The sequence below is a fragment of the Mesorhizobium sp. B2-1-8 genome, assembly GCF_006442545.2.
GTDB lineage: Bacteria > Pseudomonadota > Alphaproteobacteria > Rhizobiales > Rhizobiaceae > Mesorhizobium.
The window spans coordinates 170,513-196,412 of record NZ_CP083953.1 but is presented as its reverse complement, the minus strand read 5'-3'; the positions used below and the strand labels follow the sequence as shown (position 1 = coordinate 196,412).

General features: G+C 59.4%; 24 protein-coding genes and 2 pseudogenes. 9 read left to right on the top strand and 17 right to left on the bottom strand.

Annotated features, from left to right (window positions below):
• Positions 1–19 precede the first annotated feature (19 nt).
• The 7 genes from FJ970_RS32100 to FJ970_RS32070 form a co-directional block, all read right to left on the bottom strand.
• Positions 20–1,474, bottom strand: a complete 1,455-nt coding sequence (locus FJ970_RS32100; protein WP_140762456.1) for a M20/M25/M40 family metallo-hydrolase — start codon at positions 1,472–1,474, stop codon at positions 20–22.
• Between the two features lie 124 nt (positions 1,475–1,598).
• Complete coding sequence (locus FJ970_RS32095) at positions 1,599–2,570, bottom strand: asparaginase (RefSeq protein ID WP_140762459.1); 972 nt, start codon at positions 2,568–2,570, stop codon at positions 1,599–1,601.
• 226 nt (positions 2,571–2,796) lie between these two features.
• Positions 2,797–3,579 carry an amino acid ABC transporter ATP-binding protein gene (locus FJ970_RS32090; RefSeq protein WP_140762463.1) on the bottom strand — a complete coding sequence of 261 codons (783 nt, stop codon included), beginning with the start codon at positions 3,577–3,579 and terminating at the stop codon, positions 2,797–2,799.
• Positions 3,579–4,550 (bottom strand): amino acid ABC transporter permease, encoded by a 972-nt coding sequence (locus FJ970_RS32085; RefSeq protein WP_140762466.1) that lies wholly within the window; start codon positions 4,548–4,550, stop codon positions 3,579–3,581. Before FJ970_RS32085 ends, FJ970_RS32090 begins: the two co-directional genes overlap by 1 nt.
• Entirely contained in the window at positions 4,550–5,758 is a 1,209-nt protein-coding gene (locus FJ970_RS32080; RefSeq protein ID WP_140762469.1) for an ABC transporter permease subunit, read from the bottom strand. Before FJ970_RS32080 ends, FJ970_RS32085 begins: the two co-directional genes overlap by 1 nt.
• 46 nt (positions 5,759–5,804) lie before the next feature.
• Positions 5,805–6,842: a transporter substrate-binding domain-containing protein gene (locus FJ970_RS32075; RefSeq protein WP_140762472.1), complete on the bottom strand. Its 1,038-nt coding sequence runs from the start codon at positions 6,840–6,842 to the stop codon at positions 5,805–5,807.
• A 458-nt stretch (positions 6,843–7,300) separates the two neighbouring features.
• On the bottom strand, positions 7,301–8,626 hold the full coding sequence (locus FJ970_RS32070) for a CapA family protein (RefSeq protein WP_140762475.1): 1,326 nt from the start codon (positions 8,624–8,626) through the stop codon (positions 7,301–7,303).
• A gap of 322 nt (positions 8,627–8,948) precedes the next feature.
• Here FJ970_RS32070 and FJ970_RS32065 point away from each other — a divergent pair.
• Positions 8,949–9,218 (top strand): annotated as a pseudogene (locus FJ970_RS32065) (ISNCY family transposase); the annotation flags it as partial.
• A gap of 64 nt (positions 9,219–9,282) precedes the next feature.
• Here FJ970_RS32065 and tnpC read toward each other — a convergent pair.
• A protein-coding gene (gene tnpC / locus FJ970_RS32060; protein ID WP_140762478.1) for an IS66 family transposase occupies positions 9,283–10,970 on the bottom strand; the annotation gives its coding sequence in 2 pieces (ribosomal slippage) (positions 9,283–10,340 and positions 10,340–10,970; 1,689 coding nt in all).
• A 44-nt stretch (positions 10,971–11,014) separates the two neighbouring features.
• Entirely contained in the window at positions 11,015–11,287 is a 273-nt protein-coding gene (gene tnpB / locus FJ970_RS32055; RefSeq protein ID WP_415752064.1) for an IS66 family insertion sequence element accessory protein TnpB, read from the bottom strand.
• Between tnpB and FJ970_RS34025 the strand changes: the two genes are divergently transcribed.
• Both FJ970_RS34025 and FJ970_RS34020 read left to right on the top strand, forming a co-directional pair.
• The gene (locus FJ970_RS34025) at positions 11,177–11,914 is read left to right on the top strand and encodes a hypothetical protein (protein WP_415752070.1); all 738 of its coding nucleotides are present in this window, start codon (positions 11,177–11,179) and stop codon (positions 11,912–11,914) included. The genes tnpB and FJ970_RS34025 overlap by 111 nt on opposite strands.
• 248 nt (positions 11,915–12,162) lie before the next feature.
• Positions 12,163–12,276: a hypothetical protein gene (locus FJ970_RS34020; RefSeq protein ID WP_181178738.1), complete on the top strand. Its 114-nt coding sequence runs from the start codon at positions 12,163–12,165 to the stop codon at positions 12,274–12,276.
• 202 nt (positions 12,277–12,478) lie between these two features.
• On the opposite strand, the pseudogene FJ970_RS32035 reads toward FJ970_RS34020, so the two are convergent.
• The 4 genes and pseudogenes from FJ970_RS32035 to FJ970_RS32020 all read right to left on the bottom strand — a co-directional run.
• A pseudogene (locus tag FJ970_RS32035) lies at positions 12,479–12,702 on the bottom strand (ISNCY family transposase); the annotation flags it as partial.
• A 465-nt stretch (positions 12,703–13,167) separates the two neighbouring features.
• A complete protein-coding gene (locus FJ970_RS32030) occupies positions 13,168–15,057 on the bottom strand; it encodes a hypothetical protein (RefSeq protein ID WP_210243064.1) in 1,890 nt (629 codons plus the stop codon).
• Positions 15,058–15,067: 10 nt separating this feature from the next.
• Positions 15,068–17,065: an ATP-binding protein gene (locus FJ970_RS32025; RefSeq protein WP_210243065.1), complete on the bottom strand. Its 1,998-nt coding sequence runs from the start codon at positions 17,063–17,065 to the stop codon at positions 15,068–15,070.
• On the bottom strand, positions 17,062–17,757 hold the full coding sequence (locus FJ970_RS32020) for a hypothetical protein (protein WP_140762485.1): 696 nt from the start codon (positions 17,755–17,757) through the stop codon (positions 17,062–17,064). The genes FJ970_RS32025 and FJ970_RS32020 overlap by 4 nt, the downstream gene beginning before the upstream one ends.
• A gap of 307 nt (positions 17,758–18,064) precedes the next feature.
• Between FJ970_RS32020 and FJ970_RS32015 the strand changes: the two genes are divergently transcribed.
• The 5 genes from FJ970_RS32015 (at position 18,065) to FJ970_RS31995 (ending at position 21,814) form a co-directional block, all read left to right on the top strand.
• Positions 18,065–18,310 carry a hypothetical protein gene (locus FJ970_RS32015; RefSeq protein WP_140762487.1) on the top strand — a complete coding sequence of 82 codons (246 nt, stop codon included), beginning with the start codon at positions 18,065–18,067 and terminating at the stop codon, positions 18,308–18,310.
• On the top strand, positions 18,310–19,119 hold the full coding sequence (locus FJ970_RS32010) for a hypothetical protein (RefSeq protein WP_140762489.1): 810 nt from the start codon (positions 18,310–18,312) through the stop codon (positions 19,117–19,119). Before FJ970_RS32015 ends, FJ970_RS32010 begins: the two co-directional genes overlap by 1 nt.
• Positions 19,120–19,903: 784 nt before the next feature.
• Entirely contained in the window at positions 19,904–20,626 is a 723-nt protein-coding gene (locus FJ970_RS32005) for a toll/interleukin-1 receptor domain-containing protein (RefSeq protein WP_140762491.1), read from the top strand.
• 286 nt (positions 20,627–20,912) lie between these two features.
• Positions 20,913–21,293, top strand: coding sequence for a DUF2384 domain-containing protein (locus FJ970_RS32000; protein ID WP_140762493.1), 381 nt, complete (start codon positions 20,913–20,915; stop codon positions 21,291–21,293).
• Positions 21,290–21,814 (top strand): RES family NAD+ phosphorylase, encoded by a 525-nt coding sequence (locus FJ970_RS31995; protein WP_140762495.1) that lies wholly within the window; start codon positions 21,290–21,292, stop codon positions 21,812–21,814. Before FJ970_RS32000 ends, FJ970_RS31995 begins: the two co-directional genes overlap by 4 nt.
• 41 nt (positions 21,815–21,855) lie before the next feature.
• On the opposite strand, the gene scpB is transcribed toward FJ970_RS31995, so the two are convergent.
• The gene (gene scpB / locus FJ970_RS31990) at positions 21,856–22,554 is read right to left on the bottom strand and encodes an SMC-Scp complex subunit ScpB (RefSeq protein WP_140762497.1); all 699 of its coding nucleotides are present in this window, start codon (positions 22,552–22,554) and stop codon (positions 21,856–21,858) included.
• 2 nt (positions 22,555–22,556) lie between these two features.
• The gene (locus tag FJ970_RS31985) at positions 22,557–23,510 is read right to left on the bottom strand and encodes a DUF1403 family protein (RefSeq protein WP_140762499.1); all 954 of its coding nucleotides are present in this window, start codon (positions 23,508–23,510) and stop codon (positions 22,557–22,559) included.
• Positions 23,511–23,785: 275 nt separating this feature from the next.
• On the opposite strand from FJ970_RS31985, the gene FJ970_RS31980 reads away from it, so the two are divergent.
• Positions 23,786–25,039 (top strand): site-specific integrase, encoded by a 1,254-nt coding sequence (locus FJ970_RS31980; protein ID WP_181178739.1) that lies wholly within the window; start codon positions 23,786–23,788, stop codon positions 25,037–25,039.
• A gap of 57 nt (positions 25,040–25,096) precedes the next feature.
• On the opposite strand, the gene FJ970_RS31975 is transcribed toward FJ970_RS31980, so the two are convergent.
• Positions 25,097–25,501, bottom strand: a complete 405-nt coding sequence (locus tag FJ970_RS31975) for a type II toxin-antitoxin system VapC family toxin (RefSeq protein WP_140762502.1) — start codon at positions 25,499–25,501, stop codon at positions 25,097–25,099.
• Positions 25,498–25,731 carry an AbrB/MazE/SpoVT family DNA-binding domain-containing protein gene (locus tag FJ970_RS31970; protein ID WP_140762504.1) on the bottom strand — a complete coding sequence of 78 codons (234 nt, stop codon included), beginning with the start codon at positions 25,729–25,731 and terminating at the stop codon, positions 25,498–25,500. The genes FJ970_RS31975 and FJ970_RS31970 overlap by 4 nt, the downstream gene beginning before the upstream one ends.
• Between the last annotated feature and the right edge of the window lie 169 nt (positions 25,732–25,900).

Genomic DNA, 25,900 nt, shown 5'->3' with positions numbered 1-25,900 from the left:
ATCGGCACCTGAATTCGGTTTAGAGTTCCGAGCTGGTGCTCTCGCCACTAGAAAGCCGGGCCAGTATCCTGATCCATGACCGGATGCCCTTGTGAAAACTGGAGAGATCGTATTTCTCGTTCGGGCTGTGGTGGCGATTATCCGAGCGCGCGAAGCCGATCGGCAGGGCATTGAGGCCAAATCGACTTTGCATGACGCTGACGATAGGAATTGAGCCGCCGCTACCGATCAGCACGGATTCACAATTCCACTCATCTTTCAGAGCAGCGCGGGCGCACCGAAGGTATTCGCTGTTCGACGGGACAACAGATGCTTTGCTGCTACCGAGTCCGGTGACCTTCACGCTGCAATCGGCCGGCATTCTGGCGCGAATGTGCTCGTGAAACTTCGCTTGGATTTTTTCCGGATCCTGGCCAGGGACCAGCCTGAAAGATATCTTAGCGTGGGCCTTCGACGGGATGATCGTTTTCAAGCCCTCCCCATGGTACCCACCTGCAATTCCGTTGATCTCGCATGACGGGCGAGTCCAAACCTGCTCCAGAACGGAATACGCCCGATCGCCGGCAGACTGCGACAGGCCTACGGTCTGTAGGAACTTGTCGGCATCGAAATGGAGCTTTTTTAGCTCGGACTTGAGTTCTTCACCGGGTTCTTTGACGTCGTCATAGAACCCCTCGATTGCCACTTCCCCGCCCTGACCTCTCAAGCTGCCGATCAGTTCGGCCAGGACTTGGATCGGGTTGCGAGCAGCGTTGCCGTAGGCCCCCGAATGCAAATCGCGTTTGGCACAGGTTATTTCGACTTCCTCTTCGAGCAAACCTCGGAACATGACTGTAATTGCCGGAACCGCGTCATTCCAGAGATAGGTGTCGCAAAGCAACATGATGTCTGCGCGCAGCTCTCCGCCAGCTTGATTCAAAAATTCATCCATACTGGGGCTGCCGCTCTCTTCCTCCCCTTCGAAGAACATGGAAACACTGATAGGAAGACCGCCTGTGACAGTTTTCCACGCGCGGCACGCTTCGACGAAGGTTAGAAGCTGGCCCTTGTCGTCCGAGGCGCCGCGGGCGACGATCTGGGTGTCGCCGTTGGGGTGCACCTTCAGCTGTGGGTCAAATGGATCTGCGTCCCATTTATCGAGTGGCTCTACGGGTTGGACATCATAGTGGCCGTAGAACAAAACGTGCGGGCCGATCACTTGTTTGCGATGCGCAACAACGACCGGGTGGCCGGTCGTTTGTCGGACAGATGCGTCAAATCCGATGTCCTCCAACTCGGTTGCCAGCCATGACGCCGCCTCTTGGCACTGCGGGGAACAGAGCGGATCGCACGATACCGACGGTATGCGCAAAAAGCGAAATAGCCGGTGTAGACTGGGTTCTATATTCGCGTCCGCGCAGCTCAAAACGCGCTCCAGAAGCAGCCGCTTTGCCTCCGGCAGATCCGCAGCGAATGACTGTTTCTTCAATGCCATGTAAGATTCCTTTTTGTAGAGGCACAGGAGGCGGCAATGTTTCCTTTAGTCCGCTCTGACCCCGTCGTAGCGCATGCGACGCAGCGACGATCATCGTCTTGCCGCTCCGGCATGATGGCTGTGTTCAATGGGTATCGAAAAACCTTTGGATCTTTACTGGGTCGTTTGTCTGGGTAAGGGAAAGCATCAACAGGATGCGCGCTTTTTGCGGGTTGAGGGAATCCGCGGTGATGAACCCAAGCGCGTCGTCGTCAACCTCATCGTTTCGCTTGATGTAGCCGCAGTTCACGCGCGAAGCGCGCACAAATGCCAATCCATTGTTAACAACCGCTGTGGCTGCCGGCCTGATTGCCTTAGGAAGGCTCCCGCTACCAGTTCCGGCCCAAACGATGCCTTCATATCCGGACGCCGCCGCCGCTTCGAGTACGTCAGGCGTCACCCCGGCGTGGCTGTAGACAATCGCGACGCGAGGTAGACGGCACAAGTCGGATGGGAAGGCGCTGCGCAGGGTGTGCTTGCGTTCCGACCTCCGGTAGAAAATCGGCCGGCCATTTGCCATTTGGCCAAGCGGTCCAAAATCACGCGATTTGAAAGCGTCGAGACTAAAGGTAGTCTTTGTGACATCTCGCGCCGGATGAATTTCAGAATTCAGGACGACGAGAACGCCCCTACCCCTAGCCTCTCGACAACTGGCTGTCGCGACCGCGTCGTGAAGGTTGGCCGCTCCATCTGCGCCGAGCGCATAGGGCCTGCGCATAGCTCCGACGATGACAACAGGCTTGTCGCTCTTTACAATGAGATTTAAGAAAAAGGCGGTCTCCTCCAACGTATCGGTGCCATGGGTGACAACGATGCCTTGGATCTGGTCATCTGCGGCCGCCTTATTGATGCGGATTGCCAGTTCCAGCCAGTGTTCCGCTGTGATGTCAGGACTGGACACCTGAGCCATCTGCTCCACGAGAATTCCGAACTTGTCTCGCAGTTCGGGAATGGCCTCCAGCAACGCATCGCCGGTCAATGTCGGGTCATCAGGCGAGGTCTGCGCGATTGAACCACCTGTGGCCAGAACAAGGACATTTCCAGTGTGCGTTTCCATTGCTCTCCTTCCCTTGCGTCTGCTCCAGCACAGAGCGATGTGAACTGACCGATCAGAAACCAAATGGCAGCCGAAGCCTGCATTAATGAGTGGCCAAGGGTCGCTGCTTGAGGCGCAACCGCTTGAACCCGAGCTTCTCGACCATGCCAATCCCGCTTCAAGACCGCATTGCAAGCTGGCAGGAAGCGAAACCTTGAACCGTGTGGCGGCGTCTTGGCGCTCGTTCTTAGTGCTTCAAAACACGCGACAAGAAAGTCCGCGTGCGCTCGTTTCTGGGTTCATCGAAAATTTGGTCCGGCTGGCCAACTTCTACGATGGCTCCCCGATCCATATAGATGACACGATCAGCGACCTCGCGCGCAAAAGCCATTTCATGCGTGACGATCATCATGGTCATGCCCTCATTGAGCAGTTCACGCATGACGTCGAGCACCTCTCCGACCAACTCGGGGTCCAGTGCTGATGTAGGTTCGTCAAACAACATTAGGTGGGGCTCCATCGCCAACGATCGAGCGATAGCCACACGCTGTTGCTGTCCGCCGGACAACTGTCCAGGATATTTATGCGCCTGGTCTCGCAGCCCGACACGCTCTAGCAGCCGTAAGCCGACGGCCTCCGCATCCTTACGCGATTTGCGGCGAACGCGGATGGGGGCAAGTGTGATGTTTTCCAGCACCGTCTTGTGTGGAAAAAGGTTGAATTGTTGGAAGACCATTCCCACTCCACGCCTGATCTTATGCAGTGCTTTGGCACCCCCAAAATCCAGATCTTCCGTCGTTGGCATCGAAAACCCGTCGACTACCAGGGAACCGTTTTCATGCGTCTCCAGGCCATTGACACACCGGATGAGCGTAGACTTGCCGGAGCCGCTGGCACCGATAAGGACCACCACTTCACCCGCTGTCACAGCGAGGCTGATGTTCGACAGCGCCTGGAATGAACCGTAGAATTTATTGACGTTGGCAAACGTCACGATCGTCGAGTTGGATTCACCAGATTGCGTCAGCATTAACGAGCACTCCTCTTCATGTGAGCTTCCATCCGCCGCGCCCCAAAAGTAATTGCAGATCCGATCACAAAGTATACCGCAAACATGAAAACATATACTTCGTTTATTGCGCCGCTGGAGGCTGGATCCGCCAGGATCATCTGCCCAGCTCGCAGGAAGTCAGTCAGTCCAATGATGAATACAAGTGTCGCACCGTTGAAAACATCGAGCACGTTGCCGACCAGAGCAGGCTGCACGACCCGGACGGCTTGCGGCAACACGATCTCGGTTGAAACTGTCCAGCTTGACATCCCCAGCGACAGAGCCGCTTCTCGCTGCCCTCGGGGTACGGCCTGAATGCCGCTGCGTACGAACTCGGCAACATAAGCGGCATTGAATACGGTGTAGCCGATCATCCCTCGCACGAGAGAAGAGAGCGAGGTGTCGGGCAAGAACAGCGGCACAGTGATCCAGATCCAATAGACAACAAGGATCAGCGGAACAGACCGCATCACTTCGATATAGCCAGCGCAGCAAGCACTCAGGCTTGGGTTGCGGCTGGTCCGGCCAAACGCAAGAAGGATCCCAAGCGGCAAGGACGCAGCTGAGACAACGATGGCCAGCATCAGGCTGAGCAGTAGCCCGCCCCAACGATCAAGCCCAGGGGGAGCCAAAACAAGGACAGCGGCCGCGCAAGCTGCCAGCAGAATAGCAACGGCGAAACGGCGCAATCTGGGCAACATCACGGCACCAGTTGCAGTGCAAAGAATGGCCAGCATGAACCAGGTTCGCCATGTCTCTTCCGGCGGATAAAGGCCAACCAGCAGAAGGCGTCGGCTCTCGTAGATCCCCAGCCACCGGGCGTCCCAAATCGCCCATCCGAGAAAGCGTGCTGTCAACCAGGCGACTAGCGCGAGGACGAGTACCGTCAATATTGAATCAACAGCACCCGCAAACAGGTTACGCCGAATCCACAGGTACGATTTTCCCATTATCGCGCCCCCTCCAGAACGACCCGGCTATTCATGAAGTTAACGAAGGCGCTGATCACCCAACTGAGCAGCAGATAGATCGCCATGACGAGCAAGACTGTCTCGAGACTGTGCCCCGTTTGGTTGGCCACCGTTCCACTTACGTTGAAGAGATCGGGAAAGCCGATCGCGATGCCGAGGGACGTATCCTTAGTCAAGCTGATATACCGGTTCGCAAGAGACGGCAGAATAATTCTGAAAACCTGGGGAAGGATGACATCCCGGACCGTATCTCTGCGGGATAGTCCGACCGCAGCGGCGGCCTCCCACTGACCCTTGGGCAATCCTTCGATCGCGCCACGAACAATTTCTGCGATATAGGCCGAGCTGTTGACGATGATGGCGATCAGGATTGCTGACATCTCGGGGGAGAGCTGTATTCCGCCGGTGGCGCCAAAGCGCCCGATAACAGGCAGCGCCAGATCCATGCCGAATCCGGTCGCGAAGCCCGCACCAGCAGCCACGATACCTGCACCAAGCAGCACCCAACGACGACCAGATGACAGACGTGGCGAACAGGCGACCAGCATCAACCCTATGGCCAGGACAACCAGAACCACTGAGACTGGCTCCGCCCCTTCCGATAGGTGGGGCGACGGCAAAAACAGGCCGGATTGACCGAAGACAAACCATTTCTCGACGTTCGCGGCGTCTGTGACCGGCGCCAGCCGTAGGAAAACCGCAAAGTACCAGAACACCACCTGTATGAGCAGGGGAGTATTGCGGACGAACTCCACCACGATGAAAGCGAGTTGTCTCACCAGCCAGTTCGTCGACAGACGAGCAACACCGAAGACCACTCCGATGATCGTGGAGAAAATGATTGCTAGTAGCGCCACTTTGATCGAGTTGAACAAGCCTGCGGTGAGCATCTGCAGGTTCGTAGATGCAGAGCTGACATCAGCAAATGCGGGCCACCAACCCTGCCAGGCAGTTGCAAAACCCTCACTGACGTTGAACTGCGAAGGCCGCGAAAGGTAGCCAAAACTGAAGGAGATCCCGCGCTCTGCAAGACTCTCCTGGATCGCAACCCCCGCGAGGGCCACGATTGCAAGTGCGGCAATGACCACGCTGGCGTGGATCACTTTGTGGCGGATACGCGCGGCCCGCCGCCGCCACTCGGACGGCGGCGCAACCGGCTCAAGCCGCATTTGCGTAAGGTTGTTCATCAGCTTACGGCCCTAAGCAAAAACGTGTGGCATTCCGATGCGACGTTCAGAGCCACAGGATCGAGTACAAAAGCCCGCCATTTTTCGAGAGCGCGTTTGGTGTCTTGTCGCGCTCGAGATAGAGCGGTGTCTTCGGTCCCAGTGACCGATCATAGATCTCGCCGTAATTGCCGACGCCTTTGATCATATCGGAGACAAAGCTGTCCGAAACATGGAAGTCCGCGCCAAACCCGCCATTTACGCCCAAGAACTTTTGAACTGAGGGATCAGCCGATTTCTGCAACTCGCTCAGGTTCGCACTGGTGATGCCCCAGTCCTCTGCCTGAAACAATGCATACAATGTCCAGGTCATCAGCTTTCGCCACTCCGGATCGTTCTGAACGACAATACCAGCGAATGGAGCGGCCCCCAGAGTTTCGGGTAGAATAATGTAGTCGGCGGGCTTCTGTGAGCTGCCGCGCCACGCGGCAAGCGCCGACTTGTCGGTGAACATGGCATTGCACCGCCCGCTGGTCAGTGCGGAGAAAAGCTTCTCGCTGCTGTCAAATGTCAGAATCTTCGTGTTCGTGATGTTGCGAGCCTTAACCTCCTGGGCAATCGTCGCTTCGCTGCCGGACCCTTGTGTGGTGCAGATTGCTGCGCCGGAGAGATCGTTGAACGATTTCACACCGGACGCTGCCGTTACCATCACACCGCCACCGTCGAAAAAGTAAGCGGGAAGAAAGTCGACGGCAAGTGCCGCTGCACGGGATGCAAACACCGAGGTATGTGCGTAGACGATGTCTACTTGGCCCGTCTGAACGGCATTGAAGCGGCTCTTGTCTGTGACCACCACGAAGTTGACTTTGTTTGGGTCGCCGAGCACGGCGGCCGCAGTAGCACGGCACAGATCAACGTCCACTCCCTCCATCTTCGAGGTTTTCGGATTGAGATAGCCGAACCCCGGGGTGGTGTTGTCAGTCCCGCAATTGAGCACGTCGCGCTGTTTGACGTTGTCGAGCACAGAAGCGTGTGCCGATGTGGCTGATGCTCCGGCGAGGGCGAGCGCGGCCGAGAGGTAAGCAATAGAGGATATTAGACGCATGTGAATTCCCCTGGTTCTGATTGATTGGCCAGTCTTGAGTCGCACTGCAAGGCGACTTCAAAGTGCCTCTCAAGAAAGTCACAGGCCCTGCGGATTGTCTATACGGCTTATCAATAATGGATATTTATCTTTTCATTTTTTGAGAATTTATGCGACTTTCCTTAGCGGATGGCGCCCACGAGTTGTTGTGGCGGTCGCGCAAAGCGCTAAACTTCCTTGGCCGCGCCTCTATCAGACGGCAATTTACAGGGTGTAGATCGCGACGGCGGTGTGCGCTTGCTGGCGCCCGGAGATGGGAACGGCGCGCATGGGATGCTATTGCCAGGAAACGCGAGTGGCCTCACCTAGAAGGTGGCGCACGGCCATCGACCTAATAGGTGAGGTCCCGGGCAGCTCCTCGCCGCCCTGGCGGCTCTCATTCCGCCGAGGTCGGGCATGGCTGCACGTGAGGCATCAGCCTATCGGGCGTAAGAGTCACCCAGGACTAGCTTCGCATATTCATTCATTTTCTGTACCGAAGGCGGCATCTTGCCTAAGGGAGACACGTGATCAGCCAGTTTCTCGATGCGCATGAGTAGCTTGCCGGCTTCCATGAAATGATGCCGGAACACCGGAACAGGCTTTGCTGCCGAGATGTAGGTGTGGGGCGCGCCGTCCAGAGTGCCTTTCGCTAGCTCGACGTTTAGCATCAAACTCAACATCATGTGCGGCGCGGTGAACCATCCGAACGTAGTGCTCCCAAGAGAATAGGCGATCACGGCTATCCGCTTTGGATCACGCACGGTAGGGTAAAACTCGACCGGTTGGATGACGTGGGGGTGATGACCTAGGAGGAGATCTATTCCCGCCTCGACCACCGCGTGGGCCGCCTTGATCTGGCTTTCTCGAGGGAAAAACTCGAACTCCCAACCCCAATGAAGTGAGCCCACGATGAAATCGCAGCCTTGCGCTTTGCAGTCCGTTATCTGGCGTTTCAAGAGTTCTAGCTCGGGAGCTACATATTTGGAGCAGAGTTTCGCGACGTGAATACGATGCCTTTCGTGCGGCGGTAGCTTGAACCTCCGGATACCGAAAGTGGCAGAAACGAACCCAATTTTGATCCCCTTGCTTGTCAGAATGGTTCCGCGGCCGTGTTCTTCAACATTTCGGGGCGTGCCAACATTGACGATGCCATCTTGCTCAAGCAGCTTCTGTGTCGTTTCCAAGCCGGCGAGATCAAGGTCAAACGTGTGATTGTTTGCGGTGTTGAGAACGGTAAAATGTTCACCGTTATGCTGCGTTAACGTCGAATATTGCTCCTTTGAGCAGCACATGGTGAATGAGCGACCGTCGCCTAAGGCTTCCTTAGCCACCTCGTCTTGCGCAACGACGGATTCATAGTTTGCAAATGAAATGTCTTTCTCAAAAAGAACGTCGGCAACAGTTGAAAACAGCACATTTTTCGATTGCTCAAGGCCTTCGGCTTGAATCAGATCGCCAGCGACACCCATTGAAACGGTGCACTCCTTCTCAAAGCCGCGAGGCAACGAGACGACAGAATTATCCCGACGATTTAACAGATCACGAGCGCCCTCCTCCGGCTTAGTGATTGGCCGGGCACTTTTATAAAACCAGTAAACCTCGTCACGAAAACCAAATTCAGCACCGTCCGTAGCGGCACCTGGAAGCGGCGCGTTCCAATAGTCGACGAGCAACGCGCCTCCAGCCGCGATCCCAATCAGATGCGCGTCCGGTCTATAGAATTTATAAGGAGTGGCAGGCAGGCTAGGCAAAATTTCATCCATCCTTGGCCTCTGATCGCTCGCTATCGAACGAGTTAGGGTGCTTGACACATCTTGTCCGCAAAGCGACGTCGGCCGGTCTCACGCACTGTAACCGTGCTCGTTGCGCCTCAAGAAGATAGCGTTCAAAACACCACAAATGCGATCGTCCGTCCATGGAACATTATCGAAAAAGGCGTATAAATATTTCGTTTTTCGAGAATTTGAAGCCCTTGCAGAGGCTGAACAAGATTTGTCTTTCCAGGCACGCTAAGGTCGGACGGAGCATGAGCGTCATACAGCGCGAAGTCGCCTCGCCGGCAGCCTGAGCAGATGGAAGCCTGTTCGCGACTTCGTGCTTCAGCTGATCCGCGAACACTACATCGACTTCGGTCCAACGCTTGCCCGCGAGAAGCTGATCGAACGGCATCAGCTCGCGGTCAGCAAGGAGACGCTCCGCAAGTGGATGACGGAGGCTGGAATCTGGACGTCGCGCCGTGAACGCAAGCAGCGGCTGCATCAGCCGCGCGGGCGACGAGACTGCTTGGGCGAGATGGTGCAGATCGACGGCTCGCATCACTGGTGGTTCGAGAACCGTGGGCCCAAAGTATCCATACGAGGAAGGCCGCAGAATTGGCTCGCGCGCAGGCGCCCTGGCTGATGTATGGTGAAGCTGTCGCTCAGGCGATGTGCTGATCCGGGGCCTTTTTGGCCTCACGCAGCCTCTTCCACGTCCACGGAAGCAGTTCGTGCAGGCGGGAGACGGGAAGATCGGCGATGCGGGCGAACACATCGGCGAGCCACACCTTTGGGTCAACCTCGTTGAGGCGGCAAGTCGTGATGACGGAGAGCATGATGGCGGCTCGATCAGCCCCACGCTGGGAACCGGCGAAGGTCCAATTTCGCCTTCCCAATGTGATACCTCTGAGCGCGCGCTCGGCGGCGTTATTGGTGAGACAAATCCGGCCATCATCCAGGAAACGGGCAAAGCCATCCCAGCGCTTCAGCATGTAATCGATCGGCTCGATGACCTCGGAGGATCTGCTGAGCGTGGTGCGCTCCCGCTTCAGCCACTCGTGCATGCCATCGAACAGCGGCTTGCTCTTTTCCTGCCGCGCGGCCAGTCGCTCTTCGGCGCTCAATCCATTGATCTGGCGCTCGATCGCGGACAGCGCGTCGTACCGCTGGACCGCCTCCAAGGCGATCGGAGAGATCGGCTTGCCTCTCCGTTTGTGATCCCCGGCACCTTTCTGGATATCGGCCAGTTCAAAGAATTTGCGCCGCGCATGCGCATGGCAAAAAGCAAAGGTGATCGGCACCGCTTTCTTTTCGGCGACGCTGAGCGGCTCGAAGCCATTGTAGCAATCGCTCTGCAGAATGCCGCCATACCCGGCCAGATGTTTCTGCGGATGCTCGCCGCGGCGGTCGCTCGACGCATAGTATATGGCCGCCGGCGCTGCCGCTCCGCCGTAGGGCCGGTCATCGCACACGTACGTCCATATTCGCCCGGTCGTGCATTTGTCTTTGGCCTGGATGGGAATGGTGGTGTCGTCGCCAAAAAGGCGCTCGGCCGCGAAGACATGCGCCTCGATCAGATCAAAGACCGGCATGAGGGCAAACGTACCAAACCCGACCTGATCGGCCAGCGTCGAGGTCGAAAGCTCGATGCCCTCGCATTTGAACCGGGTGCTCTGACGGTTGAGGGGACTATGCATGCCGAACTTGTCGAACAGGATCTCGCCAGCAGATGAGGGCCGATGAAGCCGCGCGGAGTGGCATGGAACGGCGCCGGCGGCTGGCTGATCGCCTCACAGTCACGGCAGGTAAATTTCTCCCGCCCCGTCTCGATCACTTTGAAGCGGCGCGGAACCTCCTCCAGCGTCTTGTTCACATCCTCGCCCAGCTTGGACAGCCGGGATCCGCCGCAGCAGGCGCAGGCAGTCGGAGGATCGATGACGACGCGCTCGTGTTCGATGTCTTCCGGCCATGGCTTGCGCACCGGTCGCTTGCGCATGAAGGGGCGGATATTCTGCGTCTTCGCCGCCGCGGCCTGCGCGGCAAGCTCATCCTCGGTCGCCGAGGTGACGAGTTCCTCGAGCTCCAATTCCAGCTGCTCGATCAGCCGTGCCGTGCGCTCGGAGCGCTGCCCGTACAGTTCGCGTTTCAGCTTCTCGATGCGCAGCTCGAGGTGCGCGATCAGCGCCTCGTTGTCGGACAGCATGGCCTGCGCGTTGGCGGCTTCAGCCTGCCAGTTGGCAGCATCCGCCACAGCCACATCGCGCTCAGCCAGCAGCGCCTCACGCTCGGCAAGCAGCGCCACGTAGGCGCTGGCAAGATCCGAGGGAAGATCAACCGGCTTCGAATTCATGCGCCGATTGAATCATATTCCATTGTATTTTCAACTAAAAAATGCTACCCAACCCGGGTTGGTCGCCATGTTTCCTGAGGGTTGCGCCAGTCTATTCCGGACAATAGATAACTCAGTTGCGCAGGAGATACTGTAACAGCTCCACCCTCAACTGTCGGCCATATGAAGTGTCCGCGCTCAAGTCTTTTTGTGAACAAGCATGCTCCTTGGCCATCATGCCAGATGACCTTCAACAAATTTCCGCGTTTCCCCCTGAAGCAAAACAGGTTGCCCCCAAGGGGATTGTGTTTGAGGACCTCCTGCACCCGGAGCGCCAGCGATGGAAAGCCAGATCTCATATCGGTGTAGCCCGTCGCCAACCACACACGCACGCCTTCTGTCGGGATCATCGCAGCATTTCCAGGCCCTGCAAGATCCGCATCAGGACACTTACGTCGACTGTGCGGTCAACGATCACACGCCGGCCGTTGGCACCGACGATTTCTATCCGGCCACCGGCAGACACCGCCTGGCTGGTAGCCGACACTTCGGATGGCCCGGTCCTAGATCAGTGGGGATCAATTGTCGGCGTCTCCACCGCCGTACTCGGCACAAAATTCACTGATGCAACGGGCATAGCGCCGCAGAACGTCAATTTCGCTATCCGGTCAAACGTGGTCGAACTGTTCCTGCAAAGCCGGAATATCCAGTTCGACGCCATCGATCCGACGAGCGATGACAAGCCGCTATCCACAGCCGATCTGTCGGACAAAGCCGTTCCGGCCGTCGTGCAGGTTCTCTGTCACGGTGCGCCCACAACCGTGACCGAAACAGAGAGCTCGGATAAGCCGACCGTGTCGAGAACGATGCCTCATCCGGCATTTCGCTCATTCAGCCCTGCCGATAGCTACGATGTCATGGGCTACGACCACGCGACATTGAAGGAGGTTTCGGAAGCCCAGTGAGAAAGCGCCTGTCAGGACGATCTGTCATGCAAGGCCACGACCTACAACAGGAAAGCCCCTTTCTGCTTCCTGAAGAACGATGCGAAGATCCTCGTCCGCAATGTTGATGCCGTGGCGAGCGTTCAAAGCAACATCGCGGGCAGCGTCATCTTCTCGACGTTCATCATCAGATCCGGCCGCGACATGACCGGCGGCGATTACAGCCGGATCGGAACACCAATTTCATCAGCTGCTACGTTGCCTGCGAGATGGAGAGCCAATGCAGGGCCTTCGCGTACGTCCGGAAGAAGAATGAATGCTGGCTGAAAAACCGGATCGGCTATGTCAGCACCAAGAGCGGCGTCGACCTGGGACTGAAGTAATGGCTTTGCCGATAATTGGTCTGCTATGCCTGATACCTGTGGCAGCCACATCGGATATTCGGCCGGCGATGGCCTCAATGTCATCCGGCCTTATGCAGTGGAGATCATCCGATGATACTTCCGCTCGCGCCCCTCGTTGGTCAATCCGGTTGCAACATTAAGGGCAACATCAGCGGGAAAGGCGAACGCATCTATCACCCTGAGCCCGGCCGAACTGTGTCAGGCCGCTGCTTCTATCCTTCTCGGAACCATGGGTCGCTCGGAAAACGCCATGCTTGTCGCTGTAAACGCAAGCGGCTTGCCCCATTCCCGCAGATACGCCTTTGCCGCATGAAAGTAGTCGAACGTGTTCTCGGAGCCGGCAAAGCGCAGATGAAGCAGCTTGCCGGTCGCATCGTCGATGAAGACGAGCAGGGCGCATTTGGGCCGTACGCATACGCTGAAGGCCGCCTACTGACGCGTACCTTGTGGCGTTAGTGTCCGCTTAGATTTTAAGTGGACGCTTAGCAATGAAATATCTGGCTATGGAGCAGCCGTCGAGGGTGGAAGCGAGCACGCCCGCGGCTCTGTCGCTGCCGACGGATGCCGGCCGACAGCGGAGGCGCCGCTCCTGGACGGCCGAGCAGAAGCTGGCGATCCGACGCCCTCCCAAGCAGCGCAATAGGGCAATCGCGCCGATCAGAGCGATGTGGTCGAGCTTCTCGGTTACAGAATGTCGGCCTTGGCTTCGGCGCTTAACGTCTCAAGTTGCGTTCGGTCATCGCGCCATCCTCCTTATTTTCGTTTCATATCTTGGTGCGCGGCTGTCAGATAAATCGACAGGCGCGACGCCATAGACCTAAACAGCCGGTTTGTAGCGGAGCTGCTCGGAACAACTTTTGCCATGTCACATCACTTGAGGTCGTGCGGCGTCTTCCGCAGTGCTTGAACTCGCGCGACGACGATCAGGTACTCGGTATCAGATCCAGCGGGCGTTTTTCGCTCTACGGTTATCCGCTCCGAAATATGCTGCTGGTGCCCTTTCCTGTCCGTGAGATCGAGGACCAGGAGAAATCCAAAGCGGACGCCAGTCGTGAGGTAGCCAGTCGCCTGTCCGGCGTAGCGCTTGGACAAGGCTGCGTTGTCTGGAACGTTGCCGTCCTTCTTGACCTCAACGATCGTCTTCACGCCGCGGAATTGAACGTCGATGTCGGCGCGACCACCACCGCGGTCACGCGCCTCGGCCTGGAAGGTGGGCGCTCCCCCGGTCTGCAGGAACTTCAGAAAATCCAGCTGCAGGTCATGCTCCACCGGGAGCTTGCCGCTTCTCACGAATAAATAGGAGGCAGCAGGATCGGTGCTGACACCGATGTTCGACCGGGCGTCCAAAAATTTCAGCAATAGGCCGACCAGCGACTCCACGAGCATCCGCGCGTCGAGGAAGCTCGAATAGTCCGGCTGTGCTGAAAACTGCTCGATTACCTGTTGCCAAAGTTGGGCGACCAGAACGTTGGCGTCGGCATGCATGCGGAGTTCCGAAACACCCATCTGGGCCACGGCTTCGCTGAAGCCGGCATCTTCTAGTACCTCGACCAGCCGGCTAGTGGTCGTGGCGTCGAAAGGGCGGCGATAGAGCGTGTCCTCCATCGTCCCCTTGAGGGTCTCGCGCAGCTCGACGACAGCGCCGGCTTTCCCGTGGTCGGTGTTAACCTGCAACCACTCGTCCAGCGCTTGCAGGTAGTACCTGCGTTCGCGCAGCCCGCGAATGGTGGCGTCTTGCATGGACGCATCAAGGCCGGGTGTGGATGGTCGACCAAAAACCTCGCTGCCAGGATAGAAAATCGACAGCAGCTCGTCCTCGATCACGAGTGCAACGTTCAACCAGACTTCTTTGCTCAGGGAGTGCGCCAGAGCCGCTAATTTCGTCGCCATGGACAGCCAATGAAACCGTTCCTTCGAGGACACTGCCAGCCATGAATGGGACGCGTGGCGCGCCTGTGCGAACGCCGTATACTCGATGGCCGCAGTTTCCAGTTCGGGCAGACGCTCCTTCATTTCGGCCCGGAGCCCGTCATCCCGCACTGTCAGCAGGAAGGTCGTGCAAAGCTTGTAGAGCTTTGCATCCGGACGGTGCTCGCTATTGTCGAGGGATCGTTCGAACCAGTTTTGGGCAGACCCAAGGGCCGACCAAAGTGCGTCCCCGGTGGGCGCGGCCAGCCCTTCGCGCAGCTCGGCCAACCCGATTTCCATTGACGCCTCGTCCGCGGCCACATCCAGCGTCGCCAATTGTTCGAGAAGCGACCTGAAATCCGCATCATGATAACGACGTAGAATTGCGCCAGCCACCTTGGCGACGTGACGCAGGAATTGCGGATCATCGTCCATCGACACGTCGAGGATGCTGGCCTGTAGCCTCCGCACAAGCACCGCGTTTTCCTGCGCGAGAAGCATCGCCCCCCTGAGAGCGTGGGAACGCCCCCATGGATGTTTGCTCCGATCCTCGAAGTGGGAACAGAGACCGTCCCAAGCCGGCCTTGCGAACCCGACCGGGATCTCGATCATTTCCAGACAATCGACCATCTCGGCCAATGCCGGCGCGTCGTCCGTCCACGCCAGCATCTCTACTAGTACGGACTGGACGGAGGTTTCGGATATCCATCGGCACAGCCAGCAGAAGCCATCGGCCCGGTCCACACCGGGCGCCAGCTCCCGGACCGCAGAGAGCAGTCGGTCCGCCGACATGGTGCCCGGATCACTGGATCCGCCAGCATCGGCCTGCAGCAATTCGATAAGATATTCCATGCCCCACCGGCTAGAAAACGTAGTCGTCGCCCTTAGCGTGCAGTCTATGCTCGATAGGCACAACAGCTTCCACGGAAGGACGCGCTGTCGTGCCGATGATTATCTGCACATCGCCCATCTCCGAGGCCGCCGTTGACACGCTATCGAGCATCGCCTCGAAGTCCTTGTCCACGACCTCCTCGGACGCGGGCGAGTCGATCACCATCAATCCGGGATGGCGGCCATGGCCCCGTTCCCTTGCAACCTCCACCGCAGCGAGCGCCATGGCGATCTTGATGCGCAGCCGCTCACCCATGGTCAGGTTACTGAACCATTCGGTAGCTCCACCCTGCTTGACCTTGAGGCGGCCCCCGTTATCCAGCTGCATCTCAGTTACGTTGGGCATGCCGAACTTCTGGGCCAAGACCATCACCGATTGCGAGATCTGCTTTAGGACTTCAGACTGTTTATCAGTCATCAGTTCCTTGGTGACCTCCGTGGCGGCACGAAGAATCTTGACCGCATCGTCGGTATTGCCCTCCGTGCTTGCAGCTTCGGTTCCATCACCCATGAGGTCGCGAAGTTGAGCTGCCTGCGCTTCGAGTTGGACGATCTCCAGCTCCGGATCAGGGACCTTAACGGCAAGGTCCAGCTGCAGCGCGGAAAACCGTTCCTTCGCCTTCCGCAGCTCGACTACGGCATCCTTGGCCGATTTGTCCGCGGCCTTTTGCTTGGCCCTAGCCACTTTCAGTGACGTGTCGAGTGCGTCGACCTCGTCTTTCGCCAGCTGGATGCGATCGTCCTCGAAATCGTCCGTGTGTTGAGGGATATCGTTCTTGCAAAGGAGGCAAATGCTACCGTCCCCGGCTGGCTCAGCGGCGGCCACGACGTCCTTGTACGACGCCTCGCAGGCCGGGCAGCACGACGGGCTGAGCTTGCGGAACGAATAGCCGGCTGACTGCTCGTCCTCTAATTGCTTCACCCTCCGCCGGGCATCATCGAAGCTTTCCGAAACCTTCTTCATCGACAGGTCAGCCGCTTCGAAAGCCAGGCGTGCGGATTCCGCCACCTCACGTAGCGTGAGCACCCGGTCGTCCAATTCGTCCAGTTCGATCCGCTTCCCAGCGCGACCGTCTACCTTCGTCGCGCTGGTCTTCGCGGTTTCGAGCTTGCCTTCGACCGCCTCCAATCTCTTCGCAAGCTCCTTGTCCAAGGCAGACCTGTCCGGACGGGCGGAGCGGGATTCCTCAACCTCCTTCTGCGCCGTGAGCGCCGCGCTATAGGTCGAGACCCATGGCAACCCGATGAACAGTTGCAGTAGGCGCAGCGGGATGCCGTCGATCATGACGTCGCCAAAAAGCGCCTTGGCGTTGGTGGAACTCGACAGAAACAATGCCGACGAGATCAGCGGCCAGCCATGGGCATGACCACCCGTGTTGGAATTGTGTGCATAGATAGGCGGGAAGGTCAGTTCAGCCATCATCAGCTGCTCGGTTTGGGACTTCAGCCCCTCGCCGCCCTCACCCTCGTAGAGCGCCACCCAGTTCCCGTCGCCGCCCGAACGGCTGAGGCGGGCAGTCGCTTTTACCGGGTCCTCCTCTCCGACATCCTTCCGCAATTCTGTACGGTGGAGAATGCTGTCGATCTCATAAGTAACGTCGATGATTTCCAGCCACTTCCACACGTCTGCTTTGACCCTTCCCCGGAACTCCCCCCTGATGGCGGCGTAGAGTAGGTTCAGGATCGAGGACTTGCCGCGGAGATTGCGGTCCGACATTACCGCGAACAAGCCAGTGCCGAGATTGTCCCAAGTCTCATCAAACGGCCCGTCACGGTCGGATTCGGCACGCGTACCTGCGACACGGATGCTTTTGAACCGCAAGGACTTGGCCCGGGGCGGCGTAGTCTGGGCCTGGATGTTGTATTTTTGGAGGACGGACTTGGCGACGCTCTCCTCGACGGCGGAACGTTCCGCGATGGCGCGGAGCCAGCCACCCTCGGTGGATTGGATTGGAGCGGACTTGCTCATTTCAGCTTCTCCGAAATCTCATGCAGGCGTTTCTCGACTTCCCCACGAATGCTCGGGATGAGATCGCCGTGAAGTGTTTGGCCGTAGGTGGGATGCTCATATTGCCAGTCCTTGAGCTCCGAACCGCTCTTGCCGGACGCCACCCGCATCACCAGAGCCATCCGGTCCCGGTACCACGCCAAGGTCGGATGGTCGGTCACACACTTGTCTAGGAAAGCGACGGCCTTCGAGGAGATCAGGTATTCATAGCGACGTACCTTGCCGTCCTCGCCTTTGAGCTGCATCGACTGGACGAGTCCGTAGTAGCTCAGCAGGGAAAGGGCATCCTCGATGTTCTCGTAAGCGCCCCGTTTCCACCGGACCATGCGTACGAGCCTGACGGAAGGTTCGTCAGCTTCGAAAATGCCTTCGACCTTCTCTAGAAGGTCCACATCCGCCTCGGCTTCGACCATGTCCAGCAGCGCATCAGCCAGATAGTCCGGATAGCGTACCAGGAAATCCATAGCCATTAACCGCTTTTCGGCCCTGAAGACTTTCGCGGTGTCTCCCGTAGGCTCGTCGGCATCGTTGGCGCCAGCCACCAGTATGAAGAGCAGCCGCAGGGCGTCACGGTATCTAGCACCTGCGGAAGTAGCAGCGGCGGTCGTATTCACCGACCCCGCTTCGCCTACACCATCTTCAAGCAAGTCCATGTCCGCCAACCACCCCCCTACATAGACCGAATGTATGTCAGTCCGGATAACATTCGCGAATATTCGCCGAGTGAGCAACACCTATGGATTTTGGCATGACCGCTCGCAACCGGGAGTGGCCGGTTCCAGACTGTCGGCTTCTCGGCGTTGACTCTGAATAGCTGCCGACGCGGAACAACGCTAATCGGAAACAGAGTTCGTGCTACTGGCCGTTTCGGCGCTATGATACGCGCACCAATTATTCAGTGGTGCGATTTTTTGGCCGCGTTTCGGTCATGGTCGCGCCGAGCAACGGAAGGGGCACGGCATGGGGCGCGTCAACTGGGCGAAGGTCATTCCGACCTGCGTGTTCTTCTTCGTACTGTGGCTGCTTCAAGGGCAGCTCTCCACGCTCTACGAGGCCGTTGAAGCGGCCTGCGGAGACTCCGGCTGCGGTGAGAAGATCGCGGTCGCCTACCAACTGCTGTCGCTGTCTACCCTGGCGTCGGCGGGAGGCATCGCCTGGGCGTCGTGGCGATTCAACACGGCCTTCCACAAGGACGGCAAGGCGTAATGAAGTTTCTGCTCGAACACACGCTTCGCGACTATGTCGCGCTTGGCGACGATACCACGCGCAAGCTGCTGGCGTCGGAGACGCCGCTCGTCGCTGCCATCGAGGAGTACTACCGCTTTTTTCAGAGTGAGCTCTGGACGGTGGAAGACATGAAGATGTCACCCCATCAGGCCTTCCTGTCGATGCATTCATTCATGACTTGGACCGCGGCCGTGAGGATGGCGCTGTCAGGCCATGCCGCAGCCACGTTTCCCTTGTTCCGGACGGCGCTGGAGGCAGCCTGCTACGCATACCTGATGAAGGATGACGAGGACTTGGAAAAGGTCTGGTCAGATCGCCACGCCAGCCCGGAAGCGCTGAAGAAAAGCCGCAGGGCCTTCACTTCTGCTGTGAAAGAAGCTGCGGCCCGGATCGATGCCGGGACCTTCCCGCCTAGATTCGAGAAGTGGATAATGGAGGCCTACGACGAGGCCATCGACCATGGCGCCCACCCGAACCCGAAATCGATCTACCGTCACATCAATCCGCCGAAGGACGAAGGTGACTACGTGATCGTCAACCTGACGGGCATCTACGATGCCGAGAACACCGAGACGCTGCGGATGCTGGTCGCTTGTCTCGATTACGGCCTAGTGATCGCGTGCGTACTGGCGCGCGGCCTAAAGGAGGTGCCCGATGACCTCAACGCGAACCTGGATAGACTGAACCAGCTGAAGGAGAAGCTCTCCGGCGAGTTGTTTCCGGCTTCCGGATCATTCGATCCCGCTGTAATGGCGGCGACGCGGTCCTGTCGACCGGGATGTGTGTGACGGACGTTCATTGATGATCGGCACGGCTGACAGCGCAGCCGCCGAGTGCAGTCGCCGCAAGCGTCGAGGCGACGACTGCGCTGGCGGAGTGGAACAGCAAGGCGTGGTGGTTGATCCTGGTCGTGGCGAACTCTCCATTTGCTCCGAAGGCTATCGAAACGGTGACGCAACACGATCAAACCTCAACACGCCGGTTTGCGCATTCGTGTCAGGATGGAAGGGTCCGATGTCAGCCGATAGCAACTGCGGCTGGGCGATGCTCAGCGCCGCATCTCGGACAGGATGCCTCGCTCTGCAAGCCGCGGTGGAAGCTTGGATCAGGGCAGGTTTGTTGCGGCCGGGGCGCTTCCATTGAGGCCGTGAAACCTGTGCATCCTCAGTGCGGCGGGGAGCGCCAGCCGACAAGCCTGCGCTCGGCCGCCATCCTACGGCCGACGCTGGCGACGTCGGCTCCTGGGGCTGCGGGCGAAGACCGTATCTAGCGGTCTGGTATAGGAGAAAATTACTTGGCTCGTTCGAAAGAGAAGCAATTGATTATCTACAGGAAAAACGTCGGATGGAGCTGAGGCTGTGGTCAACGTTCCAAGATTGGTCGAGACTTCAGAATCGGATATGGCTTCAAAGAACATCTGTGCCATCCGTCCGTCCGAGATATCGACGGCGTAAGGCGTGAGGCATTGCTTGTCTTCGACGTTCGTGACGCAACTTACCAGTCGATTTGAATGGGCCACAAAGCGCATCCCAGATCCGCGAGCTGGCGGAGTGGTGAAGGAGATGAAAAGGCATGGCTAGATGCACTGCACCAGTAAGGGGCCATCGCTCATCGGCCGCCGCAGCCGACTGTCCTGCATGCGGGAGTCGCTATAGCCGCTTCAGCGGTTACGGCGGGTATGGCGGCGGCTACAGCAGCCACGGATCATACTCGTCCCCTTCATACTCCTCAGGAAGCAGCAGCGGTCGGAGCAGTGTCGGGTCGGGGCGCCGCACCGCAAAGCCACGCTGGTCGGGAGCAGGTTCGGCTGTGTGGTACACGCCTGAACAAGTGCAGGCGCTCACGCCGGTTCGAGAAAACGTGGAGAACCTAGCGGCCTCGCAGCCTGACCTTCGAGACGTGTTTCTCTGTCACGCGTGGGATGACAGGCAGGGCTCCGCCAAAGAACTGCATGATCTGCTCGAAGCGCGCGGTGTCCGCGTGTGGTTCAGCGAGAAGGACCTTGGCCTCGGGGTGCCGATGATGCGGGCGATCGACAAGGGCTTGGTGAATTCGCGCGTCGGTATCGTTTTGGTGACCCCCGCTATGTTGCGACGCCTCCCTTCAGAAGGCATCGCAGACAAAGAGCTTTCGGCGCTCCTCCGGCGTGAGCGGCTCGTCCCGGTTGTTCACGGAACGACCTATGAAGAGCTTGAGCAAGTCAGCCTCCTGCTCGCCTCCCGAGCCGGGCTGAGCACTGCCGAAGAGTCGATGGCGGAAGTCGCGGCCAAAATCGCCGAACTGGTCGCTACTTAGTCGCGCCGGGTTTCAAACCGAAGGCTGAACGATGTTTTTCGGCGAATACCGCAGGTTTTCTGTGGCGACTTGGCTTCCTCCTACACTTCGACAAATTCGAAAGCGAGTGTCTGCTTTCGCGGGCTCCATCTCCGAGCCTTAATGCCCGATTACAGGCGCATTGCTGCCGCATCCGCTACGAGGATGGGGAAGGACATGCAGTGCGCTGGATGGCATCAGGACACTGTTCACTTGCTATGCGTTGAAATGTGCATATATTGTGCGTACGAAAGGTCGGAGAATTGTCATGACCCACGCAGCACCTTCCACGGTTATCTCGGGCTTTGTCGATAGCCTGCAGGAGCCGCGCACACCCTATATCTCGCCGAAGCGCCTGTCGGAGGCGCTGGGCGTGAAGGTTGCCAATTTGGCCCAGTTGACCGGCGTCCACCGCAACACGCTTCGTAATCCGTCATCGGAGCGCTTGCAGGGTCGGATGCGCGAAATGGTGAAGGTGATCTCGGCCGCGACGGAACTCACCGGCGACGTGGACAAGGCGATCTACTGGTATCGCAACGAACCGATCGCCGACTATGGCCATCGCACGGCGGCCGAGCTCGTCGCCGATAGCCAGGTCGAAGCAGTCCTGGCCTTCATCCGCGATCTCGAGAACGGGGCGCGCGGGTGAAGGTCACTCGCGTCGGGCCGGACGAAATCTTCCATCGCTATCTGACTCCCAAATGGGCTTTCCTGCCCACCAGCGGTGCGGGCGCGGCGATCGATGGCGGGCGCTTCAATCGGCCGGGCGTAGAGGCGCTCTATCTGTCCCGTTCGCCGCAGACAGCGCTCGATGAATACAGGCAGGGCGCCAGCATTGTTCCGCCAGCCACCCTTGCCGCCTACAAGATCACGCTTGCCGAAGTCGCCGATCTGTCGCAGGGATTCGACCCGGACGTCTGGGACGACGCCTGGCAGGAATGGGATTGTGCCTGGCGCCACATCGCTCGCATCGACAAGAAGATGCCGCCATCGTGGAAGCTCGCGGACACGGTCATCACGACCGGGCTGCGCGGCATCCTGTTTCCGTCGCTGCGTCATGCCGGCGGCACCAACCTGGTGGTCTTTTCGGCCAATCTTGTCGACGGCGATCATGTCGAGGTTCACGATCCCGATCACCGGTTGCCGCAAGACCAATCGTCCTGGTCCTGAGTTACGTCTGTCTCCATAGTCGCAACGCGACAACGGTCCGCTCAGGGGTCCTGGTCCTCAACGACATCACTCTCGCCGTCCGCATTAGCCAACCCGGCTAGAATCCCGCCGGCGAGCAGCTTTTCCTTCGACAGCAGGCCGGCGTCCTCGAGCGCCTCGAAATCCGGCAGCTGGCGCAGCGTGTCGAGCCCGAATTGCGAGAGAAAGTTTTTGGTCGTCACATAGGTATAAGGCGCGCCCGGCTGCGGCGAGCGCGGTCCCGACGCGATCAGCTCCTGCGCGCGCAGCACGCCGATCAGATCGCGCGACACCTCCTTGCCGAAGAAGCTTGACAACTCGCCCCGGGTGATCGGCTGGAAATAGGCAATGCACATCAGCACGAGGGCCTCCGCCTGCGATAATTCTTTCGCCTCCTGCCCGGCTGTGCCAAATGCACTGCGGATGGCGTCGCCAAAAGCCTTTTTGGTCCGGTGCTGCCAACCGCCGGCGACCGCGACCAGTTCGTAAGGGCGGCCGGCGAGCTCGGTGCGGATGTCGTCGATGATCAGCTCGACGTTGCAGTTCTTTCCCACCACCCGCGCCAGCACACTCCGTGTCACCGGTTCATTTGCCGCAAAGATCACCGCTTCGACGCGGCCCATCCATTCGCGCCAGCGCAGCTCCGGCGGCAGGTGGTCCAGTTCCGTGTCCAGCAAAGCCGGCTGGCCGTTCGGCTTGCGGCGGGCGGACGCTTCGCTCATCGCTAAAGTCCAAAAAGCCGGAAGCTGGTGCGCCCCGAAAGCTCGCGCACCGCCTCGAGCTGTTGCAGCCGTTCGAACAGGCGCCGCGCCGCAAACCGCGACAGGTTCTTTGTCACGAGCGAGCCGGAAACGGCATCTTCATTCAGCAGCAAAACAATCACATCGCCAGCGCCCTTGGCGCGCAGTTTCGGCGCCACCGCCAGGAGTTTTTCGGCGCGGCGCGACAACTCGGCCGCCAGCCGGCAGGCCTCCGCCGCCGCTTGGACCAGGGCGACGCAGACCGCACGCTCGAAACTTTTTTCGCCCGGCCGAATTCTTTTGCCGCCAACTTCAGCGCGGGAGGCTGGCGAAAAAACCTGGGTCATGAGCAGCGGCAACGGCCGCGGCCAGCGCAAGCTTTGCGCCAGCACCAAGTCGGCGAGCCACCAGGCAAAAAGCTCGGCATCGGGCCGCATGGCGACGACGCGGGCGGCGATCGCCGCGGCGACGAACGGCGCCGACCGCTGCGATACCGCGAGTTTTTCGATCTGCGTGCAAAGGTCGGCGAGCGCATCGCCGTCCCAATGGAACCCAAGCTGGTCGAGTATGTTCTCGAGCCGGTCGGGCGTAGCGGCGGGCGGCTGCATGGCCAACTGCCGCCAGGCGCTAAAAACGGCGCCGGCGGGACCGGGATCAGCACCTGAGGGACGCAAATGCCAGGCATCGCGCAAGGCGGCCTCATCCTCGGCGCGGCCGGCGAGCCGCATGCTGGCGGCCGCACAGCGGAGCGCCAGCCGCTGCCGCCAAGCCCCGGCCCAACTGGCTTGCGCGCGGGCGATCGTATCGAGGGCACCCAGTGCGGCGCCGGCCCGGAAGGCGGCGTCGCCATCGCTCGGCGCGCCGGCGCTTGCGAGCGCCCAGGCCGGAACAGATGGCGGCGCAGAGGAGCTGGCGGTCGCGGGATCGAGGCGAATCATGCTTTCGAGGGTAAATCGCGCGTGCGCTTTGCGCCATCAATTTCAGCCCGAAACGCACAGCGTGTCGGCGCAGCAAAATGAATGATAATGTTGCATTATCAGTCGTTTTGTTCTTTATAGGAGAAATGGCCTCTCACGTCGCTCAAAACCCGCAAAAACGTACTCGGCGCGGCTCCGCTCGACCACAGGAAATGGCGCCGCCTGTCGATCGGGAACGTGTCAACCAGAACGTGGCTGCAGGCTCGGCCGAGCCCGACGCCACGTTCGTCGACGACATGCCCGACATCATCGACGTCGTCCTGGAGATGGGCCGCGCGCCACAAGAGCCGGCGGCGGAAGAGGCCGATGCCCTCCGCTATGGCTCCCAGCCCTTCGGGCGTTCGCCATCCTTCGAAAGGTCCACCGGACCTTCCGATTCGCCTGAAGGCGAACCGGACGCTCACCGTTCGGAGTTCGGAAAGCCAAATCGTTGGCTTTCCGCCGGCGATGCCGACCACCCCTCACCCCCTCCCCTTCCGGTCGTCTCGACCGAGCGCCCGCCGGCGCATCTCGACGCACTGGCCGATCGCGCGCGCGACTATGTCGAGGCGGCGAGCTCCGCCAACACCCGCCGCGCCTACGCGTCCGACTGGAAGCATTTTTGCGCCTGGGCCCGCCGGCAGCATCTCGACGTGTTGCCGCCCGATCCGCAGCTGGTCGGCCTCTACATCACGGCTCAAGCCTCCGGAAAGGCAACCGGGGACAAGAAGCCAAACTCGGTGTCGACGATCGAGCGCCGGCTCTCCTCGCTGACCTGGAACTATGCGCAGCGCGGCCAGCCGCTCGACAGGAAGGACCGCCACATCGCCACCGTCATGGCCGGCATCCGCAACACTCACGCCGCCCCACCCCGGCAGAAGGAGGCGGTGTTGCCCGAGGATCTGATCGCCATGCTGGAAACGCTCGACCGCGGCACGTTGCGCGGCCTGCGGGACCGGGCCATGCTGCTGCTCGGTTTTGCCGGCGGCCTGCGCCGCTCGGAAATCGTCGGCCTCGATGTTTCGCGCGACCAGACCGAAGACGGCCGCGGCTGGGTCGAATTCTTCCCCGACAAGGGCGTTCTGGTCACCTTGCGCGGCAAGACTGGCTGGCGCGAGGTCGAAGTTGGGCGCGGCTCGTCCGATGCGAGCTGCCCGGTCGTGGCGGTGCAGACCTGGCTCAAGCTAGCACGCATCGGACACGGGCCGCTCTTCCGAAGAGTGACAGGGCAAGGCAAAAAAATCGGAGCCGATCGGCTCAACGATCAGGAGGTCGCCCGCCTTGTCAAGCGCACCGCGCTCGCCGCCGGCGTGCGTGGCGATCTGCCGGAAGGCCAGCGCGGCATGATGTTTGCCGGCCACTCGCTGCGCGCCGGCCTGGCCTCCTCGGCCGAGGTCGACGAACGCTATGTGCAGAAGCAGCTTGGCCATGCCTCGGCCGAAATGACCCGCAAATATCAGCGCAGACGCGATCGCTTCCGTGTCAATCTCACCAAGGCAAGCGGACTGTAGGGACAATTTGGCCCCCTCCCCTGCCCGACCACAAGACCGTCCGTCCGGACGGTTAGCTCAGCGGTTCGGGGTTATCAGTTTCAATGATGGAAAATAGGTGCGATAGCGGCCGATGTCGCGGGTCAGCAGCGGCAGCCCGTTGACGGCGGCATGGGCGCCGATGAAGAAGTCGGGTAGCACGCCGGTGCGCGATCCGCCCGACTTGCGATATTGCGTGAATACCTTTCCAGCAAGAAACAGGGCAGCGCGCGGCATCGGAGCGAGGTCGAGACCCGCCTCATCGACAAACGCGTCGAGATCCTCAATGCGCTCATATCGAACGGCAAGCTCGGCATAGACTGCGTCGTTGATCAGTAGAGGCCCATCGAGGCTCGCCGCCTCAAGCTGACCGATCGACCAATCCGCCCACTTCGGATCATCGGTGACAAGGTCGAGCAGAACGTTGGTGTCGACCAGCGTCACGCTTCGCCACGCGTCAATGCCATGATCGCATTGGTGTCGAGCCCCTTGCCGGCATGACCCCGCAATTTTGCGAAGCGACTCGCGGGCTGCTTTTTGTCAGAGCGCGCCAGCACGACACTACCATCGGCCGCACGGTGGAAATCAACTTTGCTGCCGGGAATAATACCGAGAAAATCGCGGACGGGCTTCGGGATGGTCACCTGGCCCTTGGCTGTGACTGTCGTAGCCATGTTTGCACCTTTGTAATACCGGATCTACAGAAGGTATTACCTCAGACGTTAAATTTCAATCCCAAGCTAATCGAAATCACCAAAGAGCGCAGCGGCCTATACGCACGGCACTCGCCGCCGGCGCCGGTGGCGACCTGACGAAAGGCGTATGACGCGCGAAGACCAGGGC

Excerpts from the sequence above, each read along its gene's own strand:
- FJ970_RS32100 (WP_140762456.1), bottom strand. The coding sequence starts at position 1,474 with ATGGCATTGAAGAAACAGTCATTCGCTGCGGATCTGCCGGAGGCAAAG.
- FJ970_RS32095 (WP_140762459.1), bottom strand. The coding sequence starts at position 2,570 with ATGGAAACGCACACTGGAAATGTCCTTGTTCTGGCCACAGGTGGTTCA.
- FJ970_RS32090 (WP_140762463.1), bottom strand. The coding sequence starts at position 3,579 with ATGCTGACGCAATCTGGTGAATCCAACTCGACGATCGTGACGTTTGCC.
- FJ970_RS32085 (WP_140762466.1), bottom strand. The coding sequence starts at position 4,550 with ATGGGAAAATCGTACCTGTGGATTCGGCGTAACCTGTTTGCGGGTGCT.
- FJ970_RS32080 (WP_140762469.1), bottom strand. The coding sequence starts at position 5,758 with ATGAACAACCTTACGCAAATGCGGCTTGAGCCGGTTGCGCCGCCGTCC.
- FJ970_RS32075 (WP_140762472.1), bottom strand. The coding sequence starts at position 6,842 with ATGCGTCTAATATCCTCTATTGCTTACCTCTCGGCCGCGCTCGCCCTC.
- FJ970_RS32070 (WP_140762475.1), bottom strand. The coding sequence starts at position 8,626 with ATGGATGAAATTTTGCCTAGCCTGCCTGCCACTCCTTATAAATTCTAT.
- FJ970_RS34020 (WP_181178738.1), top strand. The coding sequence starts at position 12,163 with ATGGAGAGCCAATGCAGGGCCTTCGCGTACGTCCGGAAGAAGAATGAA.
- FJ970_RS32030 (WP_210243064.1), bottom strand. The coding sequence starts at position 15,057 with ATGGAATATCTTATCGAATTGCTGCAGGCCGATGCTGGCGGATCCAGT.
- FJ970_RS32025 (WP_210243065.1), bottom strand. The coding sequence starts at position 17,065 with ATGAGCAAGTCCGCTCCAATCCAATCCACCGAGGGTGGCTGGCTCCGC.
- FJ970_RS32020 (WP_140762485.1), bottom strand. The coding sequence starts at position 17,757 with ATGGACTTGCTTGAAGATGGTGTAGGCGAAGCGGGGTCGGTGAATACG.
- FJ970_RS32015 (WP_140762487.1), top strand. The coding sequence starts at position 18,065 with ATGGGGCGCGTCAACTGGGCGAAGGTCATTCCGACCTGCGTGTTCTTC.
- FJ970_RS32010 (WP_140762489.1), top strand. The coding sequence starts at position 18,310 with ATGAAGTTTCTGCTCGAACACACGCTTCGCGACTATGTCGCGCTTGGC.
- FJ970_RS32005 (WP_140762491.1), top strand. The coding sequence starts at position 19,904 with ATGGCTAGATGCACTGCACCAGTAAGGGGCCATCGCTCATCGGCCGCC.
- FJ970_RS32000 (WP_140762493.1), top strand. The coding sequence starts at position 20,913 with ATGACCCACGCAGCACCTTCCACGGTTATCTCGGGCTTTGTCGATAGC.
- scpB (WP_140762497.1), bottom strand. The coding sequence starts at position 22,554 with ATGAGCGAAGCGTCCGCCCGCCGCAAGCCGAACGGCCAGCCGGCTTTG.
- FJ970_RS31985 (WP_140762499.1), bottom strand. The coding sequence starts at position 23,510 with ATGATTCGCCTCGATCCCGCGACCGCCAGCTCCTCTGCGCCGCCATCT.
- FJ970_RS31980 (WP_181178739.1), top strand. The coding sequence starts at position 23,786 with ATGCCCGACATCATCGACGTCGTCCTGGAGATGGGCCGCGCGCCACAA.
- FJ970_RS31970 (WP_140762504.1), bottom strand. The coding sequence starts at position 25,731 with ATGGCTACGACAGTCACAGCCAAGGGCCAGGTGACCATCCCGAAGCCC.